The organism is Mesorhizobium sp. M7A.F.Ca.US.011.01.1.1 (assembly GCF_003998295.1).
Taxonomy (GTDB): Bacteria; Pseudomonadota; Alphaproteobacteria; order Rhizobiales; family Rhizobiaceae; genus Mesorhizobium.
Genome location: NZ_RZRT01000024.1, coordinates 31,462 through 54,689, shown reverse-complemented (window position 1 = coordinate 54,689; position 23,228 = coordinate 31,462). Strand labels below are relative to the sequence as shown.

Genomic DNA, 23,228 nt, shown 5'->3' with positions numbered 1-23,228 from the left:
GTACAAGTCACGTTTCAGACACTCATGCGACTTTGACCAGATCGGGCTCGAACCCCTCGAACGTCATCTGGTCGGCATATCTGAAGGTCAGGTCGACCGCCGGCTGGTCGTGCACCGTCCAGGTGATAACAGGCATTTTCAGCTTTTCGCGCACGAAGCTGACGAATGGGTTCGGCAGGTCGCCTGCGGCATAGGAGGTGAAGGCGATCTTATGCGCCAGCATGGCGAAATGCGCCTCGATCAGCCCGACGTCCTTGCCGTAGGCGGTGAGCCCCCCTGGGATACCCGGCGCGTCCTTCGGAAAATCGCGGACCAGCCAGTGGTCGAACGACATGATCGCCGCTTTGCCCTTGTAGCGCTTGAGCATCTTGCCGACGCTTGCCACCAGGCCTTCGTCATAGCCGGGCGTGCCTTTCAACTCGACCACCAATGGCACGCGGCCGTTCACCAGGTCGAGCGCTTCCTGCAGCGTCGGCACATGGTCCGCCGTGCCACCGACCCTGAGCGCCGCGAGTTCAGCTGCGGTACGCTGCCAGACGAAACCATCCTGGCCGGTCAGGCGCTTGAGATCACCGTCATGAATGACGACTGGAACGCGGTCGGACGACAGGTGGACATCGCATTCGATGGCATAGCCGCGCTCGGCGGCCGCGGCGAAGGCCGACAGCGTGTTTTCCCAGCGCGTCTTGTTCATGTCGTGGAAGCCGCGATGGGCGACGGGCCGGGCGGTCAGCCAGGATAGGTCGGTCATATCTATCCCCTGGCTCATTCGATTTCGAAGACGGCTTCGATTTCCACTGCGGCATTAAGCGGCAGGCAGGCGGTGCCGACGGCGGAGCGCGCATGCTTGCCACGTTCGCCAAGGGCCGCCACCAGGAAATCGGAGGCGCCGTTGGCAACCAGATGCTGCTCGACGAACTCAGGTGCCGAGGCGACGAAAACGGTGATCTTCACCAGACGGCTAATCTTCTCGAGGTCGCCGAGTGCTGCCTTGGCCTGCGCCAGGATGTTGATCGCGCAGTATTTTGCCGCGTCCTTGCCGCCCGCGGTATCGAGATCGCGGCCTAACAGCCCGCTCGCCTGCAGCTTGCCGTCCTTGAGCGGCAATTGCCCGGCGGTGAACAGCAAATTGCCGGTCCGGCAGTAGGGCACGTAGTTGGCGGCGGGCGCGGCGGCGACGGGAAGCGTCACACCCAGATCGCTTAGCCGCTTTTCGATTGTTTCACTCATGGTATTTCCCTATTGCTTGGTGACGCCGCGCCGGCCGGGCCGAAATTGCTATTTTTGCCTCGCTTCCGCCACGACTTTTTTTAAGCTGGACCATCTTTCCCTGCGGCCTGCCATCAGTCGCGACGATCGGAGTACCTCATGCGCGCAACGCGCCTCGCATTCCATGCCGTCCTGTTGTCGGGAGCCCTCTCGATAGGCCCTGCCTTCGCAGCGCCGGCGTTGCAAGCCCACCGCGCCGTTTATGATCTTACCCTGAAAAAAGCGTCCGATCAGTCCGGCATCACGGGCATATCCGGCCGCATGGTCTATGAGTTCAATGGCTCGGCCTGCGAAGGCTATACGGTGAAATTCCGCTTCGTCACCCAGATCGTCACCGCCGACAACACCAGGTTGACCGACCAGCAGACGACCACTTTCGAGGACGCCGAAGGCAAGACTTTTTCGTTCGTGACAAAATCCTTCGTCGACCAGAATCTCGACAAGGAGGTCAGGGGCATCGCCACGAAAGAGACCAAGGGCCTGAAGGTCGATATCGACAAGCCTGAAAAGAACAGCGTCGAACTGGCGACAACCCAATTCCCGACCCAGCATCTGGTCGAGCTGATCGGCAAGGCCGAAAAGGGCGAGAATTTTTACGAAACGAACCTGTTCGATGGTTCCGAAGACGCCAACAAGGTGATGACCACCACCGTCGTGGTCGGCAAGAAAACCGATGCCGATAAGGCCGACCCGGAAGCTTCGGCGCTGGCAAAGCTCGCCACCGACAAATACTGGCCGGTCGACATCGCCTATTTCGACGACACCAACAAGACGGGCGAAGAGGTGCCGGAATACCGTATCAGCTTCAAGCTGCATGAGAACGGCATCACCCGCGATCTCGTCATGGACTATGGCGACTTCTCGATGACCGGCAAGCTGGTCAACCTGTCGCTGTTCGACCAGACGAAACCCTGTCCCGCCAAATAGTGCCGGTCTAGGCAGTTGATTTACCACGACACGGCGTGGTCATAACGATCGACTTGAACGTGCCGCAATCGTCTCTCAACCTCTCCCAGCGTCCAGGCGCGAGGGGGATCAGCTTGAGCAGGATCGATACATTCGTGGCGCCGCGGCCCAACCCGGCACTGATCAGGGCCATGACATCCGTCAACCGGATCGTCATGCTGCGCGGAGTTCCCGGATTTCGGGATCTGTTGCCGTTCAATCGCCTGGCCGGTCTGCGCGGCGTCTCAAATGTCCGCCATATCGACCTTCCCCACGCCGATCTTGAGCGGCTGAAGGCCAGTTGCGGGGCAGAGAAGGCGACCTTCATCACGCCCAATCATCCCGAGTTCTTCACCGACTGGATGATCGACAAGGAGATTGTGTCGCAGGTCAGCCCGCTCACCGCCTCATGGGCGACGAACGGTGTCGTCAACGGCCTTGGCCGGCTGATGCAGAAGTTCTGGCTGGCCAACAATCTGATCGCCCAGATTCCCGGCAACAGCGGGGCAGCGAAGGAACACTCCGTCGCCTGGGCCTTGAAAGGCCATGGCGTGCTGCTGCATCCCGAAGGTGGCGTCGGCTGGCATAGCAATGTCGTTGCGCCCCTGCTGCCGGGTGCCGTCGAGATGGGGCTGGAGGCCCTCAAGCGCGGTCGGGCCACGGATCCCGATTTCAAGGTCTGGATCGCGCCAGTCGTCTGGAAGCTGGCCTTCACCGGGAATGTCGAAGCGGCGCTGGCGAAGGAATGCGCCTATGTCGAGAAAAACCTCAAAATAGAACGCCAGGCGACCGATACGCTGCCGCAGCGCATCCACCATGTCTATTCGACGCTGCTGGCCCGCGATGAAGCAGCATCGGGCATGCCATCCGACGAAGGCGCAACCTATGCCGAGCGCCGGCAGGCGTTGGTTGCTGAACTTGGCCGCCGACTCGGCGAAAGCATCTCATTCGACGCTGCCATCACCGACACCGCAGAGCTTCTGCGGCATGCGCGTCGCTGGCAGCGCGAAAACACCGACGATCCGGAACGGCAAAGGCAGGTCCGCGCGCTCGCCGACACAATTCAGAGGCTGCAACGCGTCGGGCCCTGGGCCGCGGCCAACCCGCGCATCACCCAGGAGGAGACCGCCGAACATCTGAAGCGGGTCCGCAACGACTATTGCCGGGGCGGACTGCGTGACACGATCAACCGGTTCATTCCGCAGCCGGCCGGACCGCGTTGCGCCCATATCCGGGTGCCCGATCCACTTGGCTTGCATGAATATCCGGGCTCGATCGACGATGCGGTTGCCGAGCTGCACCGTCGTATGCAGGAAACCGTCACCAGCACCGTGACCGAGCTTGCGGCCAAAGGCAGCTTCATTTTCTATCCGAATCCATTCTATCGTCACTGACGGACGGACGGGCCATGTGGCCGACTGTCGTGAAGGATGGAAGGCAGACAGCAAGCCTCATGGCAGTCTATGTCGACGCAGCGATCTGGAACTGGGCCGGCCATCGCTGGTGCCATCTGTTGGCCGACGACACCGACGAGTTGCATCGCTTTGCCGCCCGGCTCGGCGTCAAGCGTTCATCGTACCAGGGACCGCCCAAGACTTCGGCGCCGCATTATGACATAACGGGCTTCGAGCGTGATCGTGCGGTGCGGCTCGGCGCCATCGAATGCAACCGCGAGGAGATCGTCGCGGTCTTCCGGCGGGTGCGGGTGCCGAACGGGAAGATAAAGCGCTGACGCAGGGCGCGGATCGTCGCACGCAGCACCACGGATCCCGCGGCGCTTGCGTTTATCGCGCATCCCCTCTATATGCGCGCTCATTCCACACACGGACTTTGGTGTCTGCCCGGGAGAAATCCGGCTGAAACCTCCGGTGGCGTTCGAGGACAAAGTCCAAAAATGCCTGTGTCCGTGGAGGCTAACCGGAAAGGAACTTTGAATGGCACTGCCTGATTTCAGCATGCGCCAGCTTTTGGAAGCTGGCATTCACTTCGGCCACCAGACCCACCGCTGGAACCCGAAGATGGCGCCCTACATCTATGGCGCCCGCAACAACATCCACATCATCGATCTGTCGCAGACGGTGCCTTTGCTGCACCAGGCGCTGAAGCAGGTTTCCGACACCGTCGCCAAGGGTGGCCGCGTGCTGTTCGTCGGCACCAAGCGCCAGGCCTCCGACATCGTCGCCGACGCGGCACAGCGTTCGGCTCAGTATTATGTCAACTCGCGTTGGCTCGGCGGCATGCTGACCAACTGGAAGACGATCTCGAATTCGATCCAACGCCTGCGCAAGCTCGACGAGATGCTGGCCGGCGAGGCGCAAGGGTTGACCAAGAAGGAACGCCTGAACCTCGACCGCGAGCGCGAGAAGCTCGACAAGGCGCTGGGCGGCATCAAGGACATGGGCTCGACGCCCGACCTGATGTTCGTCATCGACACCAACAAGGAAGCGATCGCCATCCTCGAGGCCAAGCGCCTCGGCATCCCGGTCGTCGCCATCATCGATTCGAACTGCGATCCGGACAAGATCGACTTCCCGATCCCCGGCAATGACGACGCGGCCCGCGCCATCCAGCTCTATTGCGATCTGATCGCCAAGGCTGCGATCGACGGCATCGCCCGCCAGCAGGGCGCGCTCGGCGTCGACATCGGCGCTTCGGTCGAAGCTCCGGTCGAACCCGCGCTCGACCCGGCTCCGGCCCCGGCGTCGGAAGCTCCCGAAGCTTGATAATCGAAGGCCGGTTGCGGCCTTCATCTTTCTCATATTCTGGCACGCTAAACAGACGCACCATCGAATACCGATGGTGCGTCGGTGCATTTAAAACAAAGAGGCGACAATGAGCATTTCGGCTGCACAGGTCAAAGAACTCCGCGACTTGACCGGCGCGGGCATGATGGATTGCAAGGCCGCGTTGACCGAGACCAACGGCAACATGGAAGAGGCCGTCGACTGGCTGCGCAAGAAGGGTATCTCCAAGGCCGACAAGAAGGCTGGCCGCACCGCGGCTGAAGGTCTGATCGGCGTCGACAATGGCGTGCGCGAAGCTGCCGTCGTGGAAGTCAATTCCGAGACCGACTTCGTGGCCCGCAACGCCGCGTTTCAGGAAATCGTCGCCAACGTTGCCAAGGTTGCGCTGGCTTATGGCACGACGGAGGCTGTGGCCGCCGCAAAGTATCCGGGGTCCGACAAGTCGGTTGCCGACACCATCAAGGACGCTGTCGGCACCATCGGCGAAAACATGGGCTTCCGCCGCTCGGCCAAGCTCACCGTTCCGCACGGCGCTGTCGCTACCTACGTTCACAACGCGGTTGCCGACGGCCTTGGCAAGCTCGGCGTGCTGGTCGCGATCGAGACCACGGGCAATGAGCATGCCGCCAACGCCTTTGGCCGCCAGGTGGCCATGCATGTTGCCGCCACCAACCCTCTGGCGCTGACCGCAGAGCAGATCGATCCGGCCGCGGTCGAACGCGAGAAGGCGATCTTCTCCGACCAGGCGCGCCAGTCCGGCAAGCCGGAAGCGATCATCGAGAAGATGGTCGAGGGCCGTCTGCGCAAGTTCTACGAGGAAGTCGTGCTCCTGAAGCAGGCCTTCGTGCTCAATCCCGACATCACTGTCGAGAAGGCGCTGAAGGATGCCGAGAAGGAGATCGGTGCGCCGGCCAAGATCACCGCCTACCTGCGCTTTGCGCTGGGCGAGGGCATCGAGAAGGAAGAGACCGATTTCGCCGCGGAAGTCGCTGCAGCGGTCAAGAAATAGCCCTTTCCAGGGCTCACGAACTCAGGCAACTCGGCCGGGTGTCCGCAAGGAGGCCCGGCCGATTTCTTGTGCGGTGTCGATAAAGGCCCTGAGCTTCGGCGCCATCGCCGCCCGGCGAGGGAAATAGAGGAATAGCCCCGGTTCCTCGATCGCCGTCTGCGGCAGCACCTGGACGAGGCGGCCCGCGGCAAGATCGGCGCGCGCCAGCGGCTCGAACACATAGGCAAGCCCGACGCCTGCAAGCGCAAGATCGATTGCTGCGAGCGAATCCGTCACGACAACGCTGCCCCGCGTCTCCATGGCGATGTCCTTGCCATCCTCGATCAAATCCCAGCGATAGAGTGCGCCGGAGCGGACGAGCCGGTAGCCGATACAATTGTGGTTCGCCAGGTCGGCAACGCCGCCGGGACGGCCGTGCCTTCCGATATAGGCGGGCGAGGCGACGATTACGACGGAGAATGGCGGCGTCAGCCGGACCGCAACCATGTCCTGAGCGATCATCTCGCCAAGCCGGACGCCGGCATCGAAGCCTTCGCCGACGATATCAACCAGACCCTGGTCAGCGAAGACCTCGACCGTAACCTCCGGATAGCGCTCGGCCATCGCCGCGACCACCGGAGTCACCGCCAATGGTATCGCTATGTTGGAGGCGTTGATCCTGAGCAGGCCAGACGGCCTGCCTTTGACGCTGCGGATGCGGTCCATCCGCTCGGCAATATCCTGGAGGGCCGGAGCCGCCGTTTCCACCAGCGCCTTGCCGGCCTCGGTGAGCGAAACGCTGCGCGTCGTGCGGGCGAACAAGGGCTGGCCGATCCGCTCTTCGACAATGCGCACCGCATGGCTGACCGCCGAAGGGCTCATGCCGAGTTCGGCGGCGGCAAGCGCGAAGCCGCCACGCCGCGCAACGGCGACCACGACCGGAAGATGGCTGAGCAGATCGCGATCCATTCATGAATGATATCGCATGGTCTTTGCGAACAATGCAACCTTATCGATGCCAAGGCGGTGGTCCACATTGTCGCCAACTCACCGGCGATCGGCTGATGGCACTGAGGAGACGAGACATGAACACGTTAAAGCACGTAACTTTCACGGCAGGCATGGCGTTGGCGCCGATGGATGCCGGTGGGACGGAGCCATCAGACTGGCGGGCCCTCGCAGACGAACGCGCGGTCATTCGCATTGCCGATGCCATCGACCGGGCCGTCGACGCCCAGGACTGGAAACTTGCACGCGGCTATTTTGCGGATCGGATCACCGCCGACTTCAGCAGTCTCTCCGGACAGCCAGCGGCCAACATCGCCTCCGACGATCTGATTGGCGCTTGGGCGGCCAACCTCAAGGGCAACAAGACAAGCCTGCATCTGCGCACCAATCACCAGATCGTTCTCAAGGCGGACACGGCGACTGTCCTGTCGAACGGCTATGCTTGGAACCGGATGGAAGGCAATGGCGACCCGCTTTGGGAGGTCTGGGGCACCTATGAGCATCACCTGACGCGTTTTGCGGATGGCTGGAAGGTCGATGGCTTCGCGTTCCACATGACACACGAGCGCGGCAATCCCTGGGTCAAGAACACTCCGGGCCAGTGACGCGCGGGGGGTATCTATCACCAAGCATTGGAAGACGATCATGACCATGACCTACTACACTCTTGGCAACAGCGGCCTCAGGGTCAGCCGACTGGCACTGGGCACGATGACTTTCGGCAAGGAATGGGGCTGGGGAGCCGACAGGGATACGGCGCGGGCGATTTTCGACGCCTATGTCGAGGCGCGCGGCAATTTCTTCGACACGGCGGATCTCTACACAGACGGCACGGCCGAAGCCTGGCTTGGTGAATTCATCGCCGAGCGCGGGCTGCGCGACACGGCGGTGATCGCCAGCAAGTTCACCATGAACATGCAGCCCGGCAATCCGAATGCTGGCGGCAACGGCCGCAAGAACATAATGCGGGCCGTCGATGCTTCGCTGAAACGGTTGGGGACCGACTATATCGATCTCTATCTCATGCATGTCTGGGACAGGCTGACCCCGGCTGAAGAGGTCATGCGCACGCTGGACGACCTGGTTCGGATGGGCAAGATTCGCCATGTGGGACTTTCCGATGTGCCCGCCTGGTACGCGGGTCGCGCACAGGCGATCGCCGAATTGCGAGGATATGAGCCGGTTTCGGCGCTACAGCTCGAATATTCGCTGGCCGAACGCGCGATCGAGAACGAGTTCGTGCCATTCGGCACGCGCCATGGCGCCGGCATCATGGTGTGGAGCCCGCTGGCCAGCGGTTTGCTGAGCGGCAAGTATCGACCGGCCCAGACCGGAAACGGCCGCCTCGACGGATTTCGCAACTCGACGCATCCGGGTTTCCAAAAGTTCACGCAACGCAACTGGGCTATCGTGGCCGAACTCGAGAAGGTCGCATCCGAGATCGGCCGCAGCATGCCTCAGGTCGCGCTCAACTGGGTGGCGACGCAGCCGGGGATCGCAACCGTCATCCTCGGTGCGACGACGCTCAGCCAAATGCATGACAATCTTGGCGCGCTGGATTTCGAGATTCCGAAAGCGCATCGCGACCGGCTGGAGAGAGCCAGCAGAACTCCAGCGCCGTTTCCCTATTCCTATTTCGGTTCGCAGATACAGGCGCGCGTTACCGGCGGCGCGACAACCGGCGACAAGCCCTCCAACTACGCGTCACCGGTGCTTATCGAAGGAGAGTCGGCCAGCGTGTCCACCAATTGATTGATGGTACGGGAAACCGGCAATTTGCCGTTTGGGCGCCGCGTGACATCGCGGCGCCCTTCGTGTATCGGAACGCCATTGTTTCGAGGCGGCACTAGCGCGAGGGTAGCCACCTGGAACGCGCCACACGCAAAATGAAGAGGCCCAGATGACGGTGAAGCCCCTCTACCGACGTGTCTTGCTGAAAGCGTCGGGCGAAGCGTTGATGGGCGAGCAGCATTTCGGCATCGACGTGTCAGTGGTGGATCGCATCGCCGGCGACATCGCCGAGGCGCGCGCATTGGGCATCGAGGTCGGCGTCGTCATCGGCGGCGGCAACATCTTTCGCGGCGTGGCCGTTGCCTCCAAGGGCGGCGACCGTGTCACCGGCGACCACATGGGCATGCTGGCCACGGTGATCAACTCGCTGGCGCTGCGCACGTCATTGAACAAGATCGGCGTCGACGCCGTGGTGCTTTCGGCGATCGCCATGCCCGAACTTTGCGAGAGCTTTTCGCAGCGCCAGGCGACCGCCTACATGAACCAGGGCAAGGTGGTGATCTTTGCCGGCGGCACCGGCAATCCATTCTTCACCACTGATTCGGCCGCAGCCCTTCGCGCCGCTGAAATCGGCGCCGACGCGCTGTTCAAGGGCACTCAGGTCGACGGCGTCTACTCGGCGGACCCGAAGAAGGACCCGAATGCGACGCGTTTCGAGCGCATCAGCCATGGCGAAGTCATAAATCGCGGCCTTTCCATCATGGATACTGCTGCGATTGCACTTGCGCGCGAAAACAACATTCCGATAATCGTCTATTCGATCCACGAAAAAGGTGGTTTCGGCGATATTCTGAGGGGCGGCGGCCGCTGCACGGTCGTCGCGGACGATTGATCGGCGACCTGACCCGAAAAGGGAAGCCGGTTTTCGAAAGTTCGATTCGAAGACGGCCCCGAAGCAGTGAGCCCGCATTAGACGGGTCGAGGAGATAAAGATGAGTGGTGAGTACGACGATCTCAAGCGGCGCATGGATGGGGCTATTGCCGCGTTCAAGCATGATCTGGCCTCGCTGCGGACCGGTCGCGCCTCCAGCAATCTGCTCGATGCGATCCAGGTGCAGGCCTACGGCACCACCATGCCGATCAATCAGGTCGCCAACGTCTCGGTGCCGGAGCCGCGCATGATCTCGGTATCGGTATGGGACAAGTCGATGGTTGGCGCGGTCGACCGCGCGATCCGCGAATCCAATTTGGGGTTCAACCCGATCGTGGACGGCACCAATCTCAGGATTCCACTTCCCGAACTTAACGAACAGCGCCGCAAGGAACTGGTCAAGATCTCGCACACCTACGCCGAGAACGCCCGTGTCGCCGCGCGCCATGTGCGCCGCGACGGCATGGACTTCCTGAAGAAGGCGGAGAAGGACGGCGACATCAGCGAAGACGATCAGCGCAAGCGCTCGGACCAGGTCCAGAAACTTACCGACGAGACGATCAGCACCATCGACCACCTGCTTTCCGATAAGGAAGCTGAAATCATGCAGGTTTAGGGTCATGGCCGCCGGCTGACCCGAAAGCGAGAACATGGCAACGCCCGCGCATGTCGCGATCATCATGGACGGAAACGGACGCTGGGCCAAGGCGCGAGGCATGCCCCGTCTTGCGGGCCACCGTGCCGGTGTCGAGGCGCTGCGCAAGACGGTGCGCGCGGCACCTGGGCTCGGCATTTCCTACCTGACCGTCTATGCTTTCTCGTCGGAGAATTGGTCGCGGCCGAAGTCCGAGGTCAGCGACCTGATGGGCCTCTTGAAAATGTTCATCCGCCGTGACCTTGCCGAACTGCACCAGAGCGGTGTGCGAGTTAGAATCATCGGCGACCGGGCAGGGCTGCAGTCTGATATCAGGGGACTGCTCGATGAGGCCGAAACGCTGACGGCCGCAAACGAATCGCTGACGCTGGTGATCGCCTTCAACTATGGCGGACGAGACGAAATCGTTCGCACGGCGCAAAAGCTTGCGGCGGCCGTGGCGCGTGGCGAACTCGACGCCGAGTCGATATCAGCCGAAAGCTTTGCCGGCGCGCTTGATACGCAAGGCATTCCCGACCCGGAACTGGTCATCCGCACCAGCGGCGAGCTCCGGCTGTCGAACTTCCTTCTGTGGCAAGCCGCCTATAGCGAACTCGTCTTCCTGCCTTGCTATTGGCCCGACTTCAGCCGCGAGCACCTTGCGGAAGCTTTGCGTGAGTTTGCTGGCCGCGAACGCCGTTTCGGCGGACTTGGAGGCCAGGACGTCGCTTCGCGACCGGCCGCGGGATGAGCAATCTTCAACTGCGTATCGTTTCGGCGATCGTGCTCGCCATCATCACTCTCGGCTTGACCTGGATCGGCGGTTTGCCGTTCCGGCTGCTGTGTGCCGTGATCGTAGCGGCGATCTTCTATGAATGGACCCGCATGTCGCGGCCAACCGGGGCAACGGGTCTGGGTTTCCTGCCGGAAGCCCTGCTGGTTGTCTTCATTGGCGCCTTGATTGGCGGGTTGGCCGCCTCCTGGCTGCTGCCGCTTGTGGCGGCCATTGTTGCCGCAACGGCGATAGCCGCCTCGGTTCGCAAGACCGGACAATGGGATGCGAGCGGCCTTGCCTATGCCGCGGTTTCAGGCCTGTCGCTCGCCTTGCTGCGAGATGGCGATCATTCAGGCCTCATTGCCATCCTGTTCCTGTTCGCTGTCGTCTGGGCCACCGATATCCTTGCCTATTTCGTTGGCCGAGCCGTTGGGGGCCCGAAACTGGCGCCCTCTATCTCGCCCGGCAAGACGCGCAGCGGCGCACTCGGCGGCGCTGTCGGCGGCGTCGTCGCCGGGCTGGTCCTCGCCGCAGCTGCCGGTGTCGGCAATCTGGTATTGCTCGGCTTGGTCGCGCTCGTGCTGTCGATTGTCTCGCAGGCAGGCGACCTGTTCGAATCCTGGATCAAGCGCCGCCATGGCCGCAAGGATTCGGGGGCGCTCATCCCGGGCCATGGCGGCGTCATGGATCGTATCGACGGGCTTGTCGCAGCGGCATTCGCCCTATACGTCATCGGCTGGATTTCGGCGAACGCCGATCATCCGGCGCAGGGTCTGTTTCCCGTTTGAGCGATGTCATTTCAGGGTCCTTTGCGCGGTGCGCCTTGGATTCGCCCGGATTGGTGTCACAGTCACGGCGCAGTCTGCGCCGTGGAAGAATTTGAGGGTTTGTCTTGAACGAGATTCTTCACGCGCTTTTCAGCACAGAAGGCTTTGTCCTGGGCACGCTGGTGCCATTCCTCTTCGTGCTGACAGTGGTCGTGTTCGTCCATGAAATGGGCCATTACCTTGTCGGGCGCTGGTGCGGCATCGGCGTCAGGGCCTTCTCGATCGGCTTCGGCCCGGAACTCTTCGGCTTCAACGACAGCCACGGCACGCGCTGGAAACTGTGTGCGATACCGCTTGGCGGCTATGTAAAATTCGTCGGCGACATGAACGCTACATCGAGCCAGCCCACGTCGGAAGAAATTGAAACGCTGACCGAGGAAGAGCGCAAGGTCGCCTTCCACACGCAGCCGATCTGGAAGCGCGCGGCAACGGTGGTGGCCGGACCGTTGTTCAATTTCCTGCTGACGATCGTCGTCTTTTCCGTGCTGTTCACCGCCTATGGCCGCTATGTCGCCGAGCCCATGGTGGCAGAGGTGACCGCCGACAGCCCGGCGGCGAAGGCCGGCATTCTTCCCGGCGACCGATTCGTCAGCGTCGACGGCAACAAGGTCGAAACCTTTGGCGACGTCCAACGCCTGGTCTCGGGCCGTGCCGACGACGCAATCACCTTCGTCATGCTGCGCGACGGCCAGGAGGTCACTGTGACCGCGGCGCCGCGGCTGATGGAACAGGAAGACGCGCTCGGCAACAAGGTCAAGGTCGCCGTGATCGGTGTCGTCAACAACAAGGAACTCGGCCAGCCGAGGCTCATCACCTACACGCCGGTCGGAGCGGTCGCGGCGGCGGTCGAGGAAACCGGTCACGTCATCCAGCGCACCGGCCAGTTCCTGCAGCGCTTTGTTGTCGGGCGCGAAGACAAATGTCAGCTGGGCGGTCCGGTGAAGATAGCCGACATGGCGGGCAGGGCTGCGAAACTGGGATTCGAATGGCTCGTGCAGCTGGTTGCACTGCTATCCGTTGGCATCGGAATTCTGAACCTTTTGCCGATTCCCCCCCTCGACGGCGGTCACCTCTTGTTCTACGGGGTGGAGGCTGTCATTCGCCGTCCAGTGTCGGAACGGATGATGGAAATGGCCTATCGGGCCGGGTTGCTTCTGGTGCTGTGCTTCATGGGGTTCGTTTTTTGGAACGATCTGTTTGGGTGCTGAAATCATGAAGAAATTTGGCTTCTGCATGGACGATGTTGAGACGCCGTTTACCATGCAAGGGGATATGAGTGACGCGAAAGCCACGCCGCAGGGTTAAGTAAATACAAATTAACCAGAAGCCTTGCGTGTAGGGAAAATCCGGTTAATACGGTAGGGGAAATTACCGCACGTCCGGTTTTCTCGCCGTGGGGACTACGAGAAAAGGTTATTAAGCCCGATGAAGGCAGCATCCAAGTTTCTAAGCGCCGCGTCCGCGGTGACCCTGTCCGCGGCCATGGTCGTGCCAGGCGCGCTCGCAGTGCAGTTCGTTGCCACATCGGCGGCTGAAGCCGCTGTCGTCAGCAGAGTCGAAGTGAGCGGCAACCAGCGTATCGACGCTGAGACCATCCGCAATTACATCACCATCAAGCCGGGCAAGGCTTTCTCCAGTTCCGATATCGACGGTGCGGTCAAGGCGCTCTTCGGCACAGGCCTGTTTTCGGACGTGCAGATCAACCAGGTCGGCTCGACGCTGGTGGTCAAGGTTGCCGAATACCAGGTTGTCAACCAGGTTTTGTTCCAGAACAACAAGAAGCTCAAGGACAATGCGCTTGCGGCGGCGGTGCAGCTGAAGCCGCGCGGAACGTTCTCACAGGCGACGCTCGATGCCGACGTGGAATCGGTCAAGGCAGCCTACAAACGCATTGGTCGCGACGATGTGACCGTGACCACGCAGGTCATGCAGCTTGGCGACAACCGCGTGAACGTGGTCTTCAACGTCGCTGAAGGCGATCGCACGCAGATCGCGGCGATCAATTTCGTTGGCAATAGCGCCTATTCCAGCCGCCGCCTGTCGGATATCATCAACACCAAGCGTTCGTCCTGGGTTTCGTTCATCCTGCGCGACGACGTCTATGACGACGACAAGCTGCGCGCCGACCAGGAGCTGCTGCGCCGCTTCTACTACAATCACGGCTATGCCGACTTCCAGGTCGTGTCCGCTGTCGGTGAACTCGACAGCGCGACGAACAAGTACACGGTGACCATCACCGTCCAGGAAGGCGACCGCTACACCTTCGGTGATGTCAGCGTCGAGAGCTCGATCCCTGAAGTCGACGGCAAGTCGCTGGAATCGGTGATCGAGACCCACAAGGGTGACGTCTACAACGCCAAGAACGTCGAGGATTCCATCATCGCGCTGACCGAAAAGGTGGCCGGTTCCGGCTATGCCTTCGCGCAGGTCACGCCGCGCGGCGACCGCAATTTCGAGAACCACACCATTTCGGTGGTCTATACGATCGACCAGGGCACCAAGGCCTATATCGAACGCATCGAGATCCGCGGCAACGATCGCACGCGTGACTATGTCATTCGCCGCGAGTTCGACGTCAGCGAAGGCGACGCTTTCAACCAGGTTCTCATCCAGCGTGCAAAGAAGCGTTTGGAAAACTTGAATTACTTTGAGAAAGTCGACATCTCGACCGTGCCGGGCTCGCAGCCTGACCAGGTCGTTCTGGTGGTCGATGTGGTCGAGAAATCGACCGGCGAGTTCTCGGTCGGCGCTGGTTATTCGACCGGTGGCGACACGGCCGGCCCGTCGGTCGAAGGCTCGGTGACCGAGCGCAACTTCCTCGGTCGTGGCCAGTTCATCAAGCTGTCGGCGGGCGGTGGCAAGAATTCACGCGACTACAGCCTGTCCTTCACCGAGCCTTATTTCCTGGGACGGCGCATTGCCGCCGGTTTCGACATTTTCAAATCGACAAGGGAATACGACAACTACGACAGCGATACCACGGGTGCGACGGTGCGCTTCGGTCTGCCGATCACCGACAGCATCTCGACCCAGTTGGCGTATAACATCTCGCAAGAGAAATATGAGCTGGATGACAGTTGCGATGCAAATGGCGACGGGGTTCCTGATGCCGGCTGTGATGTTTCCACCGCTATCCTCGACGGCATCGAACAAAGCCCTTGGATCAAGTCGTCGGTCAGCCTCGGGCTGGTCTATAACACCATCGACGATATGAAGAGCCCGCACGAGGGTATCTACGCCACCACGACGGTGGAAGTCGCAGGCCTCGGCGGTGATGCCAAGTTCGTGAAGGTCACGGGGCGCGGCAGCATCTACCAGACGCTGTCGGAGCAGTACGACCTAGTCGGGCTCGTTTCAGGTGGCGCTGGCCATGTTGAAGGATACGGCAGCGATGGTCTGCGGATCTTCGATCAATTCCAGAGCACCGATCGCATGATCCGTGGCTTCGCCTATGGCGGCATCGGTCCTGTCGATACTGATACGGGCGACCATCTCGGCGGCACGACCTATTTCAATGCCTCCGCAGAAGCCCAGTTCCCGTTGCCGGTCGTGCCGGAGAGCTTCGGCCTGCGTGGCGCCGTCTTCGCGGATGCGGCAACGCTCTATGGCAGCAAGGTCGACACCGCTGGAGTCGTTCAGGACTCGGTCGGCATGAAGTTGCGTGCCTCGGTCGGCCTCGGCCTGATGTGGGCGTCGCCGTTCGGTCCGATCCGTATCGACTATGCGATCCCGGTCAAGAAGGAAGCGCGCGACGACGTGCAGGAATTCAACTTCGGCATATCGACCCGCTTCTGATCGGCGGTTAACGATGCTCCCGGGTCTATCAGGCCCGGGGGAAATGTTCCGACCTAGCTGGATATAGCTTCTGGAATGACCGATCCGGTGTTCTTCGCGCCATCACGCCGGTATACGGCGGGCGAAGTCGCGAATCTGACCGGCTCGGTGCTCGTCGATTCCGGCCACTCCGATATTTCGATCGAAGCGCTCGCGCCGGCCAGCGAGGGCGGCGAGAATGCGCTCGTCTTTGTCGACGGCAAGCGCAATTCCGCGCTGATGCCGTCGCTGCGGGCAGCCGCGGTCCTGTGCCCGGCGGAATTTGCCGGCAAGGCGCCGGCAAGCGTTGCCGTTCTCATTCATCCGCGTCCGCAACAGGCCTTCGCGCTGATCGGACGGCTGCTGTTTCCGAGGGCGGCGACACCAGGGCCGATGACCAGTGAAACCGGCGTCTCGCCGCACGCTCATGTCGATGCGACCGCGCATGTCGAAGCCGGTGCCGTCATCGAGGCCGGCGCGGTTATCGGGCCAGGTGCTTCGATCGGCAGCGGTACTGTCATCGCTCCAAATGCGGTCATCGGACAATCCTGCCAGATCGGCCGCGACGGCTATGTCGGTCCAGGCGCCAGCATCCAGTATGCCTTGATCGGCAATCGGGTCATCATTCACGGCGGAGCCAGGATAGGCCAGGATGGTTTTGGGTTCGTTGGTGGGGCCAAGGGTCCCGAACGCGTGCCGCAGATCGGCCGTGTCGTTATTCAGGACGACGTCGAGATCGGCTCCAACACCACCGTCGATCGCGGCGCCATGTCCGATACGATCATCGGTCAAGGCACCAAGATCGACAATCTCGTGCAGATCGCTCATAACGTCCGCATCGGCCGCAATTGCATAATAGCCGGGCTTTCGGGTATTTCGGGTTCTGTGGTCGTGGGTGACAATGTCACCATGGGCGGCGGCGTCGGGCTTGCGGATCACCTGACCATAGGGACAGGGGCCAAGCTTGCCGCCAGAAGTGGATTTATGAGCAATGTCCCTGCAGGCGAGATCTGGGGCGGCTATCCGGCACAGCCGATGGCGGAAGCCATGCGGGAGATAGCCATGCTGCGCAAGCTCGCCAGGACCCGCAAACAGGGCGAGGGAGGCAATGGCTGACATGATCGCGTCGACGACGCTGGAAGCGGTCGACATCATGGGGCTGATGAAGCTCCTGCCGCACCGCTATCCGTTCCTGATGATCGATCGTATCGTCGACATCGATGGCGACGAATCCGCCATCGGCATCAAGAACGTGACCATAAACGAGCCGCATTTTCAGGGCCATTTCCCTGAGCAGCCGGTCATGCCGGGTGTGCTCATCGTTGAGGCGATGGCGCAGACGGCCGGCGCCATCTGCATCCGCAGCCTGGGTACCGAAAAGCCGTCGCTGGTCTATTTCCTGACCATCGACAACGCCAAATTCCGCAAACCGGTCGTTCCCGGCGACCAGTTGAAGATCTATGTCAAGAAAATCAAGAAACGCGGCAACCTGCTCAAATTCGCTTGTGAAGCCATGGTCGACGGCGCCAAGGCGGCCGAGGCCGAGATTTCAGCCATGATGGTCACCAGCGACTGACGATCGAGTGCTTATGAAAATCAAGACATCCATTCATGCTTCCTCCATTGTCGAGGAAGGCGCCCAAATCGGCCAAGGCGCGCGCATCGGGCCGTTCTGCCATGTCGGCGCCGATGTGGTGATCGGCGACGACGTCGAACTGGTCAGTCATGTCTCGGTGATGGGCGCGACGTCGATCGGTGCCTCGACCAAGGTCTATCCGATGGCGACATTGGGCGCACCGCCGCAGAACACCAAGCACAAGGGCGGCCGCACCACCTTGGTCATCGGCAGGAACTGCACGATCCGCGAAGGCGTGACCATTCATCTCGGCACCGATTCCAGCCGCGGCGAAACGACGGTCGGCGACAACGGCAATTTCCTTGCCTACGCCCATATCGCCCATGATTGCGTCGTCGGCAACAATGCGACGTTCGCCAATGGCGCAACGCTGGGCGGCCACTGCGAGGTCGGCAACAATGTCTATATCGGCGGCCTGACCGCAGTGCATCAGTTTGTCCGCATCGGCGACAACGCCTTTCTGGGCGGTTGCTCCGCGATCGTCGGCGATGTCATCCCCTTTGCCATCGCGGTCGGCAACCGCGCCAGCCTGCGCGGTCTCAACATCATCGGCCTCAAGCGCTCCGGCCTGCCGAGGTCCGAAATCCTTGTGCTGCGCAAGGCTTACAGGATGATCTTCGATCGTTCCCGCACCGTTGGCGAGAACATCGAATTCGCCAAAGCGGAGTTCGCGTCGTCGCCGACCGCCATGAAGATCATCGATTTCATCACCAGTCGCGGCAAGCGGCACTATGCTGTGCCGTCGCTCAAGGGCGGCGATGGCGACGATGTCGATGACGAAGACTGAGACAGCGGCAGCGCGTCTTGATCTTCCGCCGGGCTCCAGGGTCGGCATCATTGCCGGCGGCGGCAGTCTGCCGGTCGAAGTCGCGGCCGGTTCGGCTGAACAAGGTTATCCGCCCTTCGTCATCCTGATGGAAGGCGAAGTCGACCGCATCGCGGAACTCTCCCGATACGATCACGAAAACCTCGCTCTGGAAGGTATAGGCTCGCTCGTCCCATTGCTGCGGCGGCACCGGATCACCCATCTGGTGCTTGCAGGCGAGATCAAGCGCCGGCCGCGATTGCTTGCGCTGCGCCCCAGTCTCAGCCTGCTCGCGGTGATTCCTTTGGTCGTCATGGCGCTCGCGCGTGGCGATGATGGTCTTCTAAAGATCTTGGCACGGGGCCTCGAAGCGCGTGGAATAAAGGTCGTTGGCGCCCACGAAGTCGTGCCGAATCTTGTCGCCGCCGAAGGCGTGCTGACCAAGGCCGAACCGCGAAAATTGGACTGGCGCGATATTGAGGCGGGCCTTGCGGCAGCAAAGGCCATCGGGGCGCTGGATGTCGGCCAGGCGGCGATCGCCGTTGGCGGCCGGGCAATCGCGCTGGAAGGCATCGAAGGAACAGCCGGCCTGCTTGATCGTGCGAAGCTGCTGCGCGGCCACGGCCGTATTGCGGGCAAGACCCGCGGCGTCCTCGTCAAGTGCGCCAAGCCTGGTCAGGAACTGCGCGCCGATCTTCCATCCATCGGTCCGCAGACGGTCGAGGCAGCGCACGCGGCCGGGCTCGCCGGCATTGCCGTCGAGGCGGGACGCTCGCTGATCCTCGAAGGTCCTGAAACCATCGCACGCGCCAATGCACTCGGCCTGTTCGTCCTTGGCCTGCCTATCGCCACGGAGCCGCGCAATGGCTGACAGGGCATTGAAGATCGCGATCGTTGCCGGAGAGGAGTCCGGCGACCTGCTCGGCGCCGACATAGTACGCTCGCTCAGGCAGGCGGCCGGGCGCGAGGTGCAACTCGTCGGCCTCGGCGGCCGTCATTTGCAGGCGCTGGGACTGGTCTCGCCATTCGATGCCGGTGAGATCGCCCTCATGGGGTTCAGTGCCGTCCTGCGCGACCTGCCGCGCCTGATACGGCGGATCAGCCAACTGGCCAAGACCGTTGCCGACGAAAAGCCGGACTGCCTTGTCACCATCGACAGTCCGGACTTTTCGTTGCGCGTCGCCAAAAAGGTGCGTGCGGCCAACCCGTCGATTCCGATCATCCACTATGTCTGCCCGAGCGTATGGGCGTGGCGGCCGGGCAGGGCGGCGGCGATGAAGCCCTATGTCGACCACATCCTCTGCATCCTGCCTTTCGAGGTCAAGGAGCTCGAGCGGCTCGGCGGGCCACCGGGCACTTATGTCGGGCATCGCCTGACCCACGATGCGGGCTTGCTGGCCGCAGCCAAGGCGCAGGAGCTGCCGCGCGACCTTTCTCCTGATCGCGTCAAGACCCTGCTCGTCCTGCCCGGTTCGCGGCGTGGCGAGGTACGGCGGCTGCTCGACCCGTTCGGCGAGACGGTGTCGATTCTGCGTGCGCGTGGCCACCGCCTACGGCTGCTGCTACCGACCGTTCCGCATGTCGCCGACCTCGTCAAATCCTCCGTCAACCGCTGGGATGAAAAGCCTGAGATCATCGTCGACCCCCAGCGCAAATGGCAGGCTTTCGGCAAAGCCGATGCGGCGCTGATCGCGTCCGGGACGGTATCGCTGGAACTGGCGCTGGCCGGCGTGCCGATGATTTCCTGCTACAGGCTCGACCCGGTCGCGCGCGTCTTGGCGCCGTACCTCGTTTCCGTCTGGTCGGCGCTGCTGCCCAATCTGATATCGGATCGAGCGCTTATTCCGGAATTCTACGACGGCTACATCAAGCCGAACAATCTGGCCCGACAATTGGAAGCCCTGTTCGCCGACAGCGGCATGCGCGCCTGGCAGAAGAATGGATTTGCAGAGATCACGCGGCGCATGGCGACGGATAGACCGTCCGGCGAGATCGCCGCGCAGGTGGTGATGCGGTATATCAAGAGAGGGAATAGTCAGTAGGGAGTAGGGAAGTTAACCAGCCTACTGCCTACTGCCTACTGCCCAATCCTACTCCCAATTCACCGCTTGGCGATCGGCACGTAGTCACGCTCGGGTGCGCCGGTATAGAGCTGACGCGGGCGGCCGATCTTCTGGCGCGGATCCTCGATCATCTCTTTCCACTGCGCGATCCAGCCGACGGTGCGGGCGACCGCGAACAGCACGGTGAACATGGTGGTGGGGAAGCCCAGCGCCTTCAGCGTGATGCCGGAATAGAAGTCTACATTCGGGTAGAGCTTCTTCTCGATGAAATAGGAATCGGTCAGCGCGATCTTTTCCAACTCCATGGCGATGTCGAGCAGCGGATCGTCCTTGATGCCGAGTTCGCCCAGAACCTCATGTGCCGTCTTCTGCATGATCTTGGCGCGCGGATCGTAGTTCTTATAGACGCGGTGGCCAAAGCCCATCAAGCGGAACGGGTCGTCCTTGTCCTTGGCGCGGGCGATGAATTCGGGGATGTGATCGACATGGCCGATCTCGCCAAGCATGTTGAGCGCCGCTTCATTGGCGCCGCCATGCGCGGGTCCCCACAGGCAGGCTATGCCGGCTGCGATGCACGCAAACGGGTTGGCGCCCGACGAGCCGGCGAGACGAACGGTCGAGGTCGAGGCATTCTGCTCGTGGTCGGCGTGCAAAATGAAGATGCGCTCCATGGCGCGCGCCAGGACCGGGTTGATCTTGTATTCCTCGCACGGCACGGCAAAGCACATATGCAGGAAGTTGGCGGCAAAGTTCAGCTCGTTCTTCGGGTAAATGAAGGGCTGGCCGATGTGGTATTTGTAGGCCATCGCCGCGATCGTCGGCATCTTGGCGATCAGCCGCATGGAGGCAACCATGCGCTGGTAGGGGTCGGAGATGTCGGTGGAGTCGTGGTAGAAGGCCGACAGCGCGCCGACCACGCCGCACATCACCGCCATCGGATGCGCGTCGCGGCGGAAGCCGGTGAAAAAGCGCGACATCTGCTCATGCACCATGGTGTGGCGCGTCACGCGGTAGTCGAAGTCGTCCTTCTGCGCCTTGGTCGGCAATTCACCGTAGAGCAGGAGATAGCAGACCTCGAGGAAGTCGCCGTGTTCGGCCAACTGGTCGATCGGATAGCCGCGGTGCAACAGGATGCCGGCGTCGCCGTCGATGAAGGTGATTTCGGACTCGCAGCTTGCCGTCGAGGTGAAGCCGGGATCGTAGGTGAAAGCGCCGGTGGTGGAGTAGAGCGAGGCGATGTCGATGACATCAGGCCCGACCGAACCACTTCGCACCTTGAATTCATGGGTCTTGCCGGCGAATGCAAGCGTTGCCGTGGCCTCCTGGGTCTTGCCGCCCAAATCCATTTTTTTCGCAGCTTCGGTCATTGCAAACTCCTTCTTGTTTCCTCATGCCGGCAAAGGCAAAATTCTGCAGAGCGACACGTCGAAAATCACCGCAATGCGCGTATTCGCCACCGCATTTCAGGAGGTGCGTGCCAGATTGGGCCAAGGCCTAATGTTGCACTGCGAAACCCGCCTTTCAATGCCAATCTTCTTGGGCCAGTTTGCTCCTAATCGATTTGATCTGAGATGCGCGCCAGGCTTTCCTCGCGGCCGAGCACGGCGAGCACATCGAACACGCCCGGCGAGGTGCTTTTGCCGGTCAAAGCGGCGCGCAAAGGCTGGGCCACCGCGCCGAGTTTGTGACTGCCGGCCGCTGCCACCTCACGGATCGCCGCCTCCGCCGAGGCGGCTGTCCAGTCACTCGCAAGCCCGTTCAAAGCTTCGTGAGCACTGCGCAGGATCTTGCGGGCATCGTCGGTGAGCAGAAGGGCCGCCTTGTCGTCGATCGGCAGCGGTCGCGTGGCAAACAGGAAGGCTGCGCCGTCGACGAGCTCGACCAGCGTCTTGGCGCGCTCCTTCAGGCCCGGAAGCGCTGCCAGCAACTGCGCCTTGGTGCTGTCGTCCAGGCGTGCGGCAATCGCCGGGCCACCTTCGAGATGGGGCAGGGTGGCGATGAAGATATCGAACAGCTCGGCATCGCTCATACGGCGCATATGCGCGCCGTTGATCGCTTCCAGTTTGGCGAAGTCGAAGCGCGCCGCGCCCTTGTTGACATCGCCGATATCGAACCACGAGATCATATCCTTGATCGACATGATTTCGTCGTCGCCATGGCTCCAGCCGAGGCGCGCCAGGTAGTTGAGGAGCGCCTCCGGCAGGTAGCCCATGGCGCGATAGGCCTCGACGCCAAGCGCGCCATGCCGCTTCGACAGCTTGGCGCCATCGGCGCCGTGGATCAGCGGGATATGCGACATGGACGGCACGTCCCAGCCCATGGCGTTGTAGATGACGGTCTGGCGGGCGGCATTGGTCAGATGATCATCGCCGCGAATGATGTGGGTGACGGCCATGTCATGATCGTCGACGACTACGGCATGCATGTAAGTGGGATTGCCGTCCGAACGCAGGATGATGAAGTCGTCGAGATCCTTGTTGGGAAAGCGCACGTCGCCCTGGACACGGTCATGGACGATGGTCTCGCCTTCGGTCGGCGCCTTGATACGGATGGCGCCCTTGGCGCCTGCGGGCGCCTCTGAGGGGTCGCGGTCGCGCCAGCGGCCGTCATAGCGGGGTGGCAGCCCCTTGGCTCTGGCGGCCTCGCGCATTGCCTCCAATTCGGCTGGCGTGGCGTAGCAATAATAGGCCTTGCCCATGCGTACGAGTTCCTCGGCCACCTCGCGGTGGCGCGGCGCACGCTCGAACTGTGACACCGGCTCGCCGTCCCAACTCAGGCCAAGCCAGGAAAGCCCGTCGAGGATGGCAGCCGTCGCGGCTTCATTGGAGCGTTCGCGATCAGTGTCCTCGATGCGCAGCAGCATCGTGCCGCCGGTGTGCTTTGCATACAGCCAGTTGAACAGCGCCGTGCGCGCGCCGCCTATGTGCAAATAGCCGGTGGGCGAAGGGGCAAAACGGGTGACGACCTTGTCGGACATGGAACTCTCGGAAACCATCTGAAGCGGGGTGCGGTCGCGCGGACTTTCGCGCTTTGCGCGTTCATGTAGCATAGGGTGTCGA

Annotated in this window: 23 protein-coding genes; 18 read left to right on the top strand and 5 right to left on the bottom strand. The window is 61.8% G+C overall.

Features of this window, described 5'->3' with window-relative positions; all coding sequences use genetic code 11:
* Positions 1–22: 22 nt before the first annotated feature.
* On the bottom strand, positions 23–751 hold the full coding sequence (locus EOA13_RS21070) for a glycerophosphodiester phosphodiesterase (RefSeq protein WP_127295554.1): 729 nt from the start codon (positions 749–751) through the stop codon (positions 23–25).
* A gap of 14 nt (positions 752–765) precedes the next feature.
* The gene (locus EOA13_RS21065) at positions 766–1,230 is read right to left on the bottom strand and encodes a RidA family protein (protein WP_023812941.1); all 465 of its coding nucleotides are present in this window, start codon (positions 1,228–1,230) and stop codon (positions 766–768) included.
* Positions 1,231–1,368: 138 nt separating this feature from the next.
* Between EOA13_RS21065 and EOA13_RS21060 the strand changes: the two genes are divergently transcribed.
* From EOA13_RS21060 to tsf, 5 genes are all read left to right on the top strand, one after another.
* Complete coding sequence (locus tag EOA13_RS21060) at positions 1,369–2,196, top strand: cell envelope integrity EipB family protein (RefSeq protein WP_127295552.1); 828 nt, start codon at positions 1,369–1,371, stop codon at positions 2,194–2,196.
* A 113-nt stretch (positions 2,197–2,309) separates the two neighbouring features.
* Positions 2,310–3,608: a hypothetical protein gene (locus tag EOA13_RS21055; RefSeq protein ID WP_127295550.1), complete on the top strand. Its 1,299-nt coding sequence runs from the start codon at positions 2,310–2,312 to the stop codon at positions 3,606–3,608.
* 59 nt (positions 3,609–3,667) lie between these two features.
* Positions 3,668–3,946, top strand: coding sequence for a DUF4031 domain-containing protein (locus EOA13_RS21050; RefSeq protein WP_127295548.1), 279 nt, complete (start codon positions 3,668–3,670; stop codon positions 3,944–3,946).
* Between the two features lie 202 nt (positions 3,947–4,148).
* Positions 4,149–4,937, top strand: coding sequence for a 30S ribosomal protein S2 (gene rpsB / locus EOA13_RS21045; protein ID WP_023812937.1), 789 nt, complete (start codon positions 4,149–4,151; stop codon positions 4,935–4,937).
* A gap of 109 nt (positions 4,938–5,046) precedes the next feature.
* Positions 5,047–5,967 (top strand): translation elongation factor Ts, encoded by a 921-nt coding sequence (gene tsf / locus EOA13_RS21040; RefSeq protein ID WP_023812936.1) that lies wholly within the window; start codon positions 5,047–5,049, stop codon positions 5,965–5,967.
* A 21-nt stretch (positions 5,968–5,988) separates the two neighbouring features.
* Here tsf and EOA13_RS21035 read toward each other — a convergent pair whose 3' ends face one another.
* Positions 5,989–6,915, bottom strand: coding sequence for a LysR family transcriptional regulator (locus tag EOA13_RS21035; RefSeq protein ID WP_127295546.1), 927 nt, complete (start codon positions 6,913–6,915; stop codon positions 5,989–5,991).
* 116 nt (positions 6,916–7,031) lie between these two features.
* On the opposite strand from EOA13_RS21035, the gene EOA13_RS21030 reads away from it, so the two are divergent.
* The 13 genes from EOA13_RS21030 to lpxB all read left to right on the top strand — a co-directional run bounded on the left by EOA13_RS21030 (position 7,032) and on the right by lpxB (position 20,148).
* Positions 7,032–7,559, top strand: coding sequence for a nuclear transport factor 2 family protein (locus tag EOA13_RS21030; protein WP_127295544.1), 528 nt, complete (start codon positions 7,032–7,034; stop codon positions 7,557–7,559).
* A 40-nt stretch (positions 7,560–7,599) separates the two neighbouring features.
* Complete coding sequence (locus tag EOA13_RS21025) at positions 7,600–8,706, top strand: aldo/keto reductase (RefSeq protein WP_127295542.1); 1,107 nt, start codon at positions 7,600–7,602, stop codon at positions 8,704–8,706.
* A 148-nt stretch (positions 8,707–8,854) separates the two neighbouring features.
* Positions 8,855–9,577, top strand: coding sequence for a UMP kinase (gene pyrH / locus EOA13_RS21020; RefSeq protein ID WP_013531760.1), 723 nt, complete (start codon positions 8,855–8,857; stop codon positions 9,575–9,577).
* A 100-nt stretch (positions 9,578–9,677) separates the two neighbouring features.
* Positions 9,678–10,232, top strand: coding sequence for a ribosome recycling factor (frr, locus tag EOA13_RS21015; protein WP_013531759.1), 555 nt, complete (start codon positions 9,678–9,680; stop codon positions 10,230–10,232).
* 34 nt (positions 10,233–10,266) lie between these two features.
* Positions 10,267–11,001 (top strand): isoprenyl transferase, encoded by a 735-nt coding sequence (locus EOA13_RS21010; RefSeq protein ID WP_127295540.1) that lies wholly within the window; start codon positions 10,267–10,269, stop codon positions 10,999–11,001.
* Positions 10,998–11,813 carry a phosphatidate cytidylyltransferase gene (locus tag EOA13_RS21005; RefSeq protein ID WP_127295538.1) on the top strand — a complete coding sequence of 272 codons (816 nt, stop codon included), beginning with the start codon at positions 10,998–11,000 and terminating at the stop codon, positions 11,811–11,813. The genes EOA13_RS21010 and EOA13_RS21005 overlap by 4 nt, the downstream gene beginning before the upstream one ends.
* 104 nt (positions 11,814–11,917) lie before the next feature.
* A complete protein-coding gene (gene rseP / locus EOA13_RS21000; protein WP_023812928.1) occupies positions 11,918–13,060 on the top strand; it encodes an RIP metalloprotease RseP in 1,143 nt (380 codons plus the stop codon).
* 217 nt (positions 13,061–13,277) lie between these two features.
* Positions 13,278–15,647, top strand: coding sequence for an outer membrane protein assembly factor BamA (gene bamA / locus EOA13_RS20995; protein ID WP_127295536.1), 2,370 nt, complete (start codon positions 13,278–13,280; stop codon positions 15,645–15,647).
* A gap of 75 nt (positions 15,648–15,722) precedes the next feature.
* Complete coding sequence (gene lpxD / locus EOA13_RS20990) at positions 15,723–16,781, top strand: UDP-3-O-(3-hydroxymyristoyl)glucosamine N-acyltransferase (RefSeq protein WP_027036658.1); 1,059 nt, start codon at positions 15,723–15,725, stop codon at positions 16,779–16,781.
* Positions 16,774–17,241 carry a 3-hydroxyacyl-ACP dehydratase FabZ gene (gene fabZ / locus EOA13_RS20985; RefSeq protein ID WP_013531753.1) on the top strand — a complete coding sequence of 156 codons (468 nt, stop codon included), beginning with the start codon at positions 16,774–16,776 and terminating at the stop codon, positions 17,239–17,241. Before lpxD ends, fabZ begins: the two co-directional genes overlap by 8 nt.
* Before the next feature lie 13 nt (positions 17,242–17,254).
* Positions 17,255–18,088, top strand: coding sequence for an acyl-ACP--UDP-N-acetylglucosamine O-acyltransferase (gene lpxA, locus EOA13_RS20980; RefSeq protein WP_127295534.1), 834 nt, complete (start codon positions 17,255–17,257; stop codon positions 18,086–18,088).
* Entirely contained in the window at positions 18,060–18,977 is a 918-nt protein-coding gene (locus EOA13_RS20975) for an LpxI family protein (protein WP_127295532.1), read from the top strand. Before lpxA ends, EOA13_RS20975 begins: the two co-directional genes overlap by 29 nt.
* Complete coding sequence (lpxB, locus tag EOA13_RS20970; protein ID WP_127295530.1) at positions 18,970–20,148, top strand: lipid-A-disaccharide synthase; 1,179 nt, start codon at positions 18,970–18,972, stop codon at positions 20,146–20,148. Before EOA13_RS20975 ends, lpxB begins: the two co-directional genes overlap by 8 nt.
* Positions 20,149–20,207: 59 nt before the next feature.
* Here the strand turns inward: lpxB and gltA are convergent, their stop codons facing one another.
* Both gltA and gltX read right to left on the bottom strand, forming a co-directional pair.
* Positions 20,208–21,536, bottom strand: a complete 1,329-nt coding sequence (gene gltA / locus EOA13_RS20965) for a citrate synthase (protein WP_027036654.1) — start codon at positions 21,534–21,536, stop codon at positions 20,208–20,210.
* Positions 21,537–21,721: 185 nt separating this feature from the next.
* A complete protein-coding gene (gene gltX, locus EOA13_RS20960) occupies positions 21,722–23,146 on the bottom strand; it encodes a glutamate--tRNA ligase (protein WP_127295528.1) in 1,425 nt (474 codons plus the stop codon).
* Positions 23,147–23,228 lie beyond the last annotated feature (82 nt).

Excerpts from the sequence above, each read along its gene's own strand:
- EOA13_RS21070 (WP_127295554.1), bottom strand. The coding sequence starts at position 751 with ATGACCGACCTATCCTGGCTGACCGCCCGGCCCGTCGCCCATCGCGGC.
- EOA13_RS21065 (WP_023812941.1), bottom strand. The coding sequence starts at position 1,230 with ATGAGTGAAACAATCGAAAAGCGGCTAAGCGATCTGGGTGTGACGCTT.
- EOA13_RS21060 (WP_127295552.1), top strand. The coding sequence starts at position 1,369 with ATGCGCGCAACGCGCCTCGCATTCCATGCCGTCCTGTTGTCGGGAGCC.
- EOA13_RS21050 (WP_127295548.1), top strand. The coding sequence starts at position 3,668 with ATGGCAGTCTATGTCGACGCAGCGATCTGGAACTGGGCCGGCCATCGC.
- rpsB (WP_023812937.1), top strand. The coding sequence starts at position 4,149 with ATGGCACTGCCTGATTTCAGCATGCGCCAGCTTTTGGAAGCTGGCATT.
- tsf (WP_023812936.1), top strand. The coding sequence starts at position 5,047 with ATGAGCATTTCGGCTGCACAGGTCAAAGAACTCCGCGACTTGACCGGC.
- EOA13_RS21035 (WP_127295546.1), bottom strand. The coding sequence starts at position 6,915 with ATGGATCGCGATCTGCTCAGCCATCTTCCGGTCGTGGTCGCCGTTGCG.
- EOA13_RS21030 (WP_127295544.1), top strand. The coding sequence starts at position 7,032 with ATGAACACGTTAAAGCACGTAACTTTCACGGCAGGCATGGCGTTGGCG.
- EOA13_RS21025 (WP_127295542.1), top strand. The coding sequence starts at position 7,600 with ATGACCATGACCTACTACACTCTTGGCAACAGCGGCCTCAGGGTCAGC.
- pyrH (WP_013531760.1), top strand. The coding sequence starts at position 8,855 with ATGACGGTGAAGCCCCTCTACCGACGTGTCTTGCTGAAAGCGTCGGGC.
- frr (WP_013531759.1), top strand. The coding sequence starts at position 9,678 with ATGAGTGGTGAGTACGACGATCTCAAGCGGCGCATGGATGGGGCTATT.
- EOA13_RS21010 (WP_127295540.1), top strand. The coding sequence starts at position 10,267 with ATGGCAACGCCCGCGCATGTCGCGATCATCATGGACGGAAACGGACGC.
- EOA13_RS21005 (WP_127295538.1), top strand. The coding sequence starts at position 10,998 with ATGAGCAATCTTCAACTGCGTATCGTTTCGGCGATCGTGCTCGCCATC.
- bamA (WP_127295536.1), top strand. The coding sequence starts at position 13,278 with ATGAAGGCAGCATCCAAGTTTCTAAGCGCCGCGTCCGCGGTGACCCTG.
- lpxD (WP_027036658.1), top strand. The coding sequence starts at position 15,723 with ATGACCGATCCGGTGTTCTTCGCGCCATCACGCCGGTATACGGCGGGC.
- fabZ (WP_013531753.1), top strand. The coding sequence starts at position 16,774 with ATGGCTGACATGATCGCGTCGACGACGCTGGAAGCGGTCGACATCATG.
- lpxA (WP_127295534.1), top strand. The coding sequence starts at position 17,255 with ATGAAAATCAAGACATCCATTCATGCTTCCTCCATTGTCGAGGAAGGC.
- EOA13_RS20975 (WP_127295532.1), top strand. The coding sequence starts at position 18,060 with ATGGCGACGATGTCGATGACGAAGACTGAGACAGCGGCAGCGCGTCTT.
- lpxB (WP_127295530.1), top strand. The coding sequence starts at position 18,970 with ATGGCTGACAGGGCATTGAAGATCGCGATCGTTGCCGGAGAGGAGTCC.
- gltA (WP_027036654.1), bottom strand. The coding sequence starts at position 21,536 with ATGACCGAAGCTGCGAAAAAAATGGATTTGGGCGGCAAGACCCAGGAG.
- gltX (WP_127295528.1), bottom strand. The coding sequence starts at position 23,146 with ATGTCCGACAAGGTCGTCACCCGTTTTGCCCCTTCGCCCACCGGCTAT.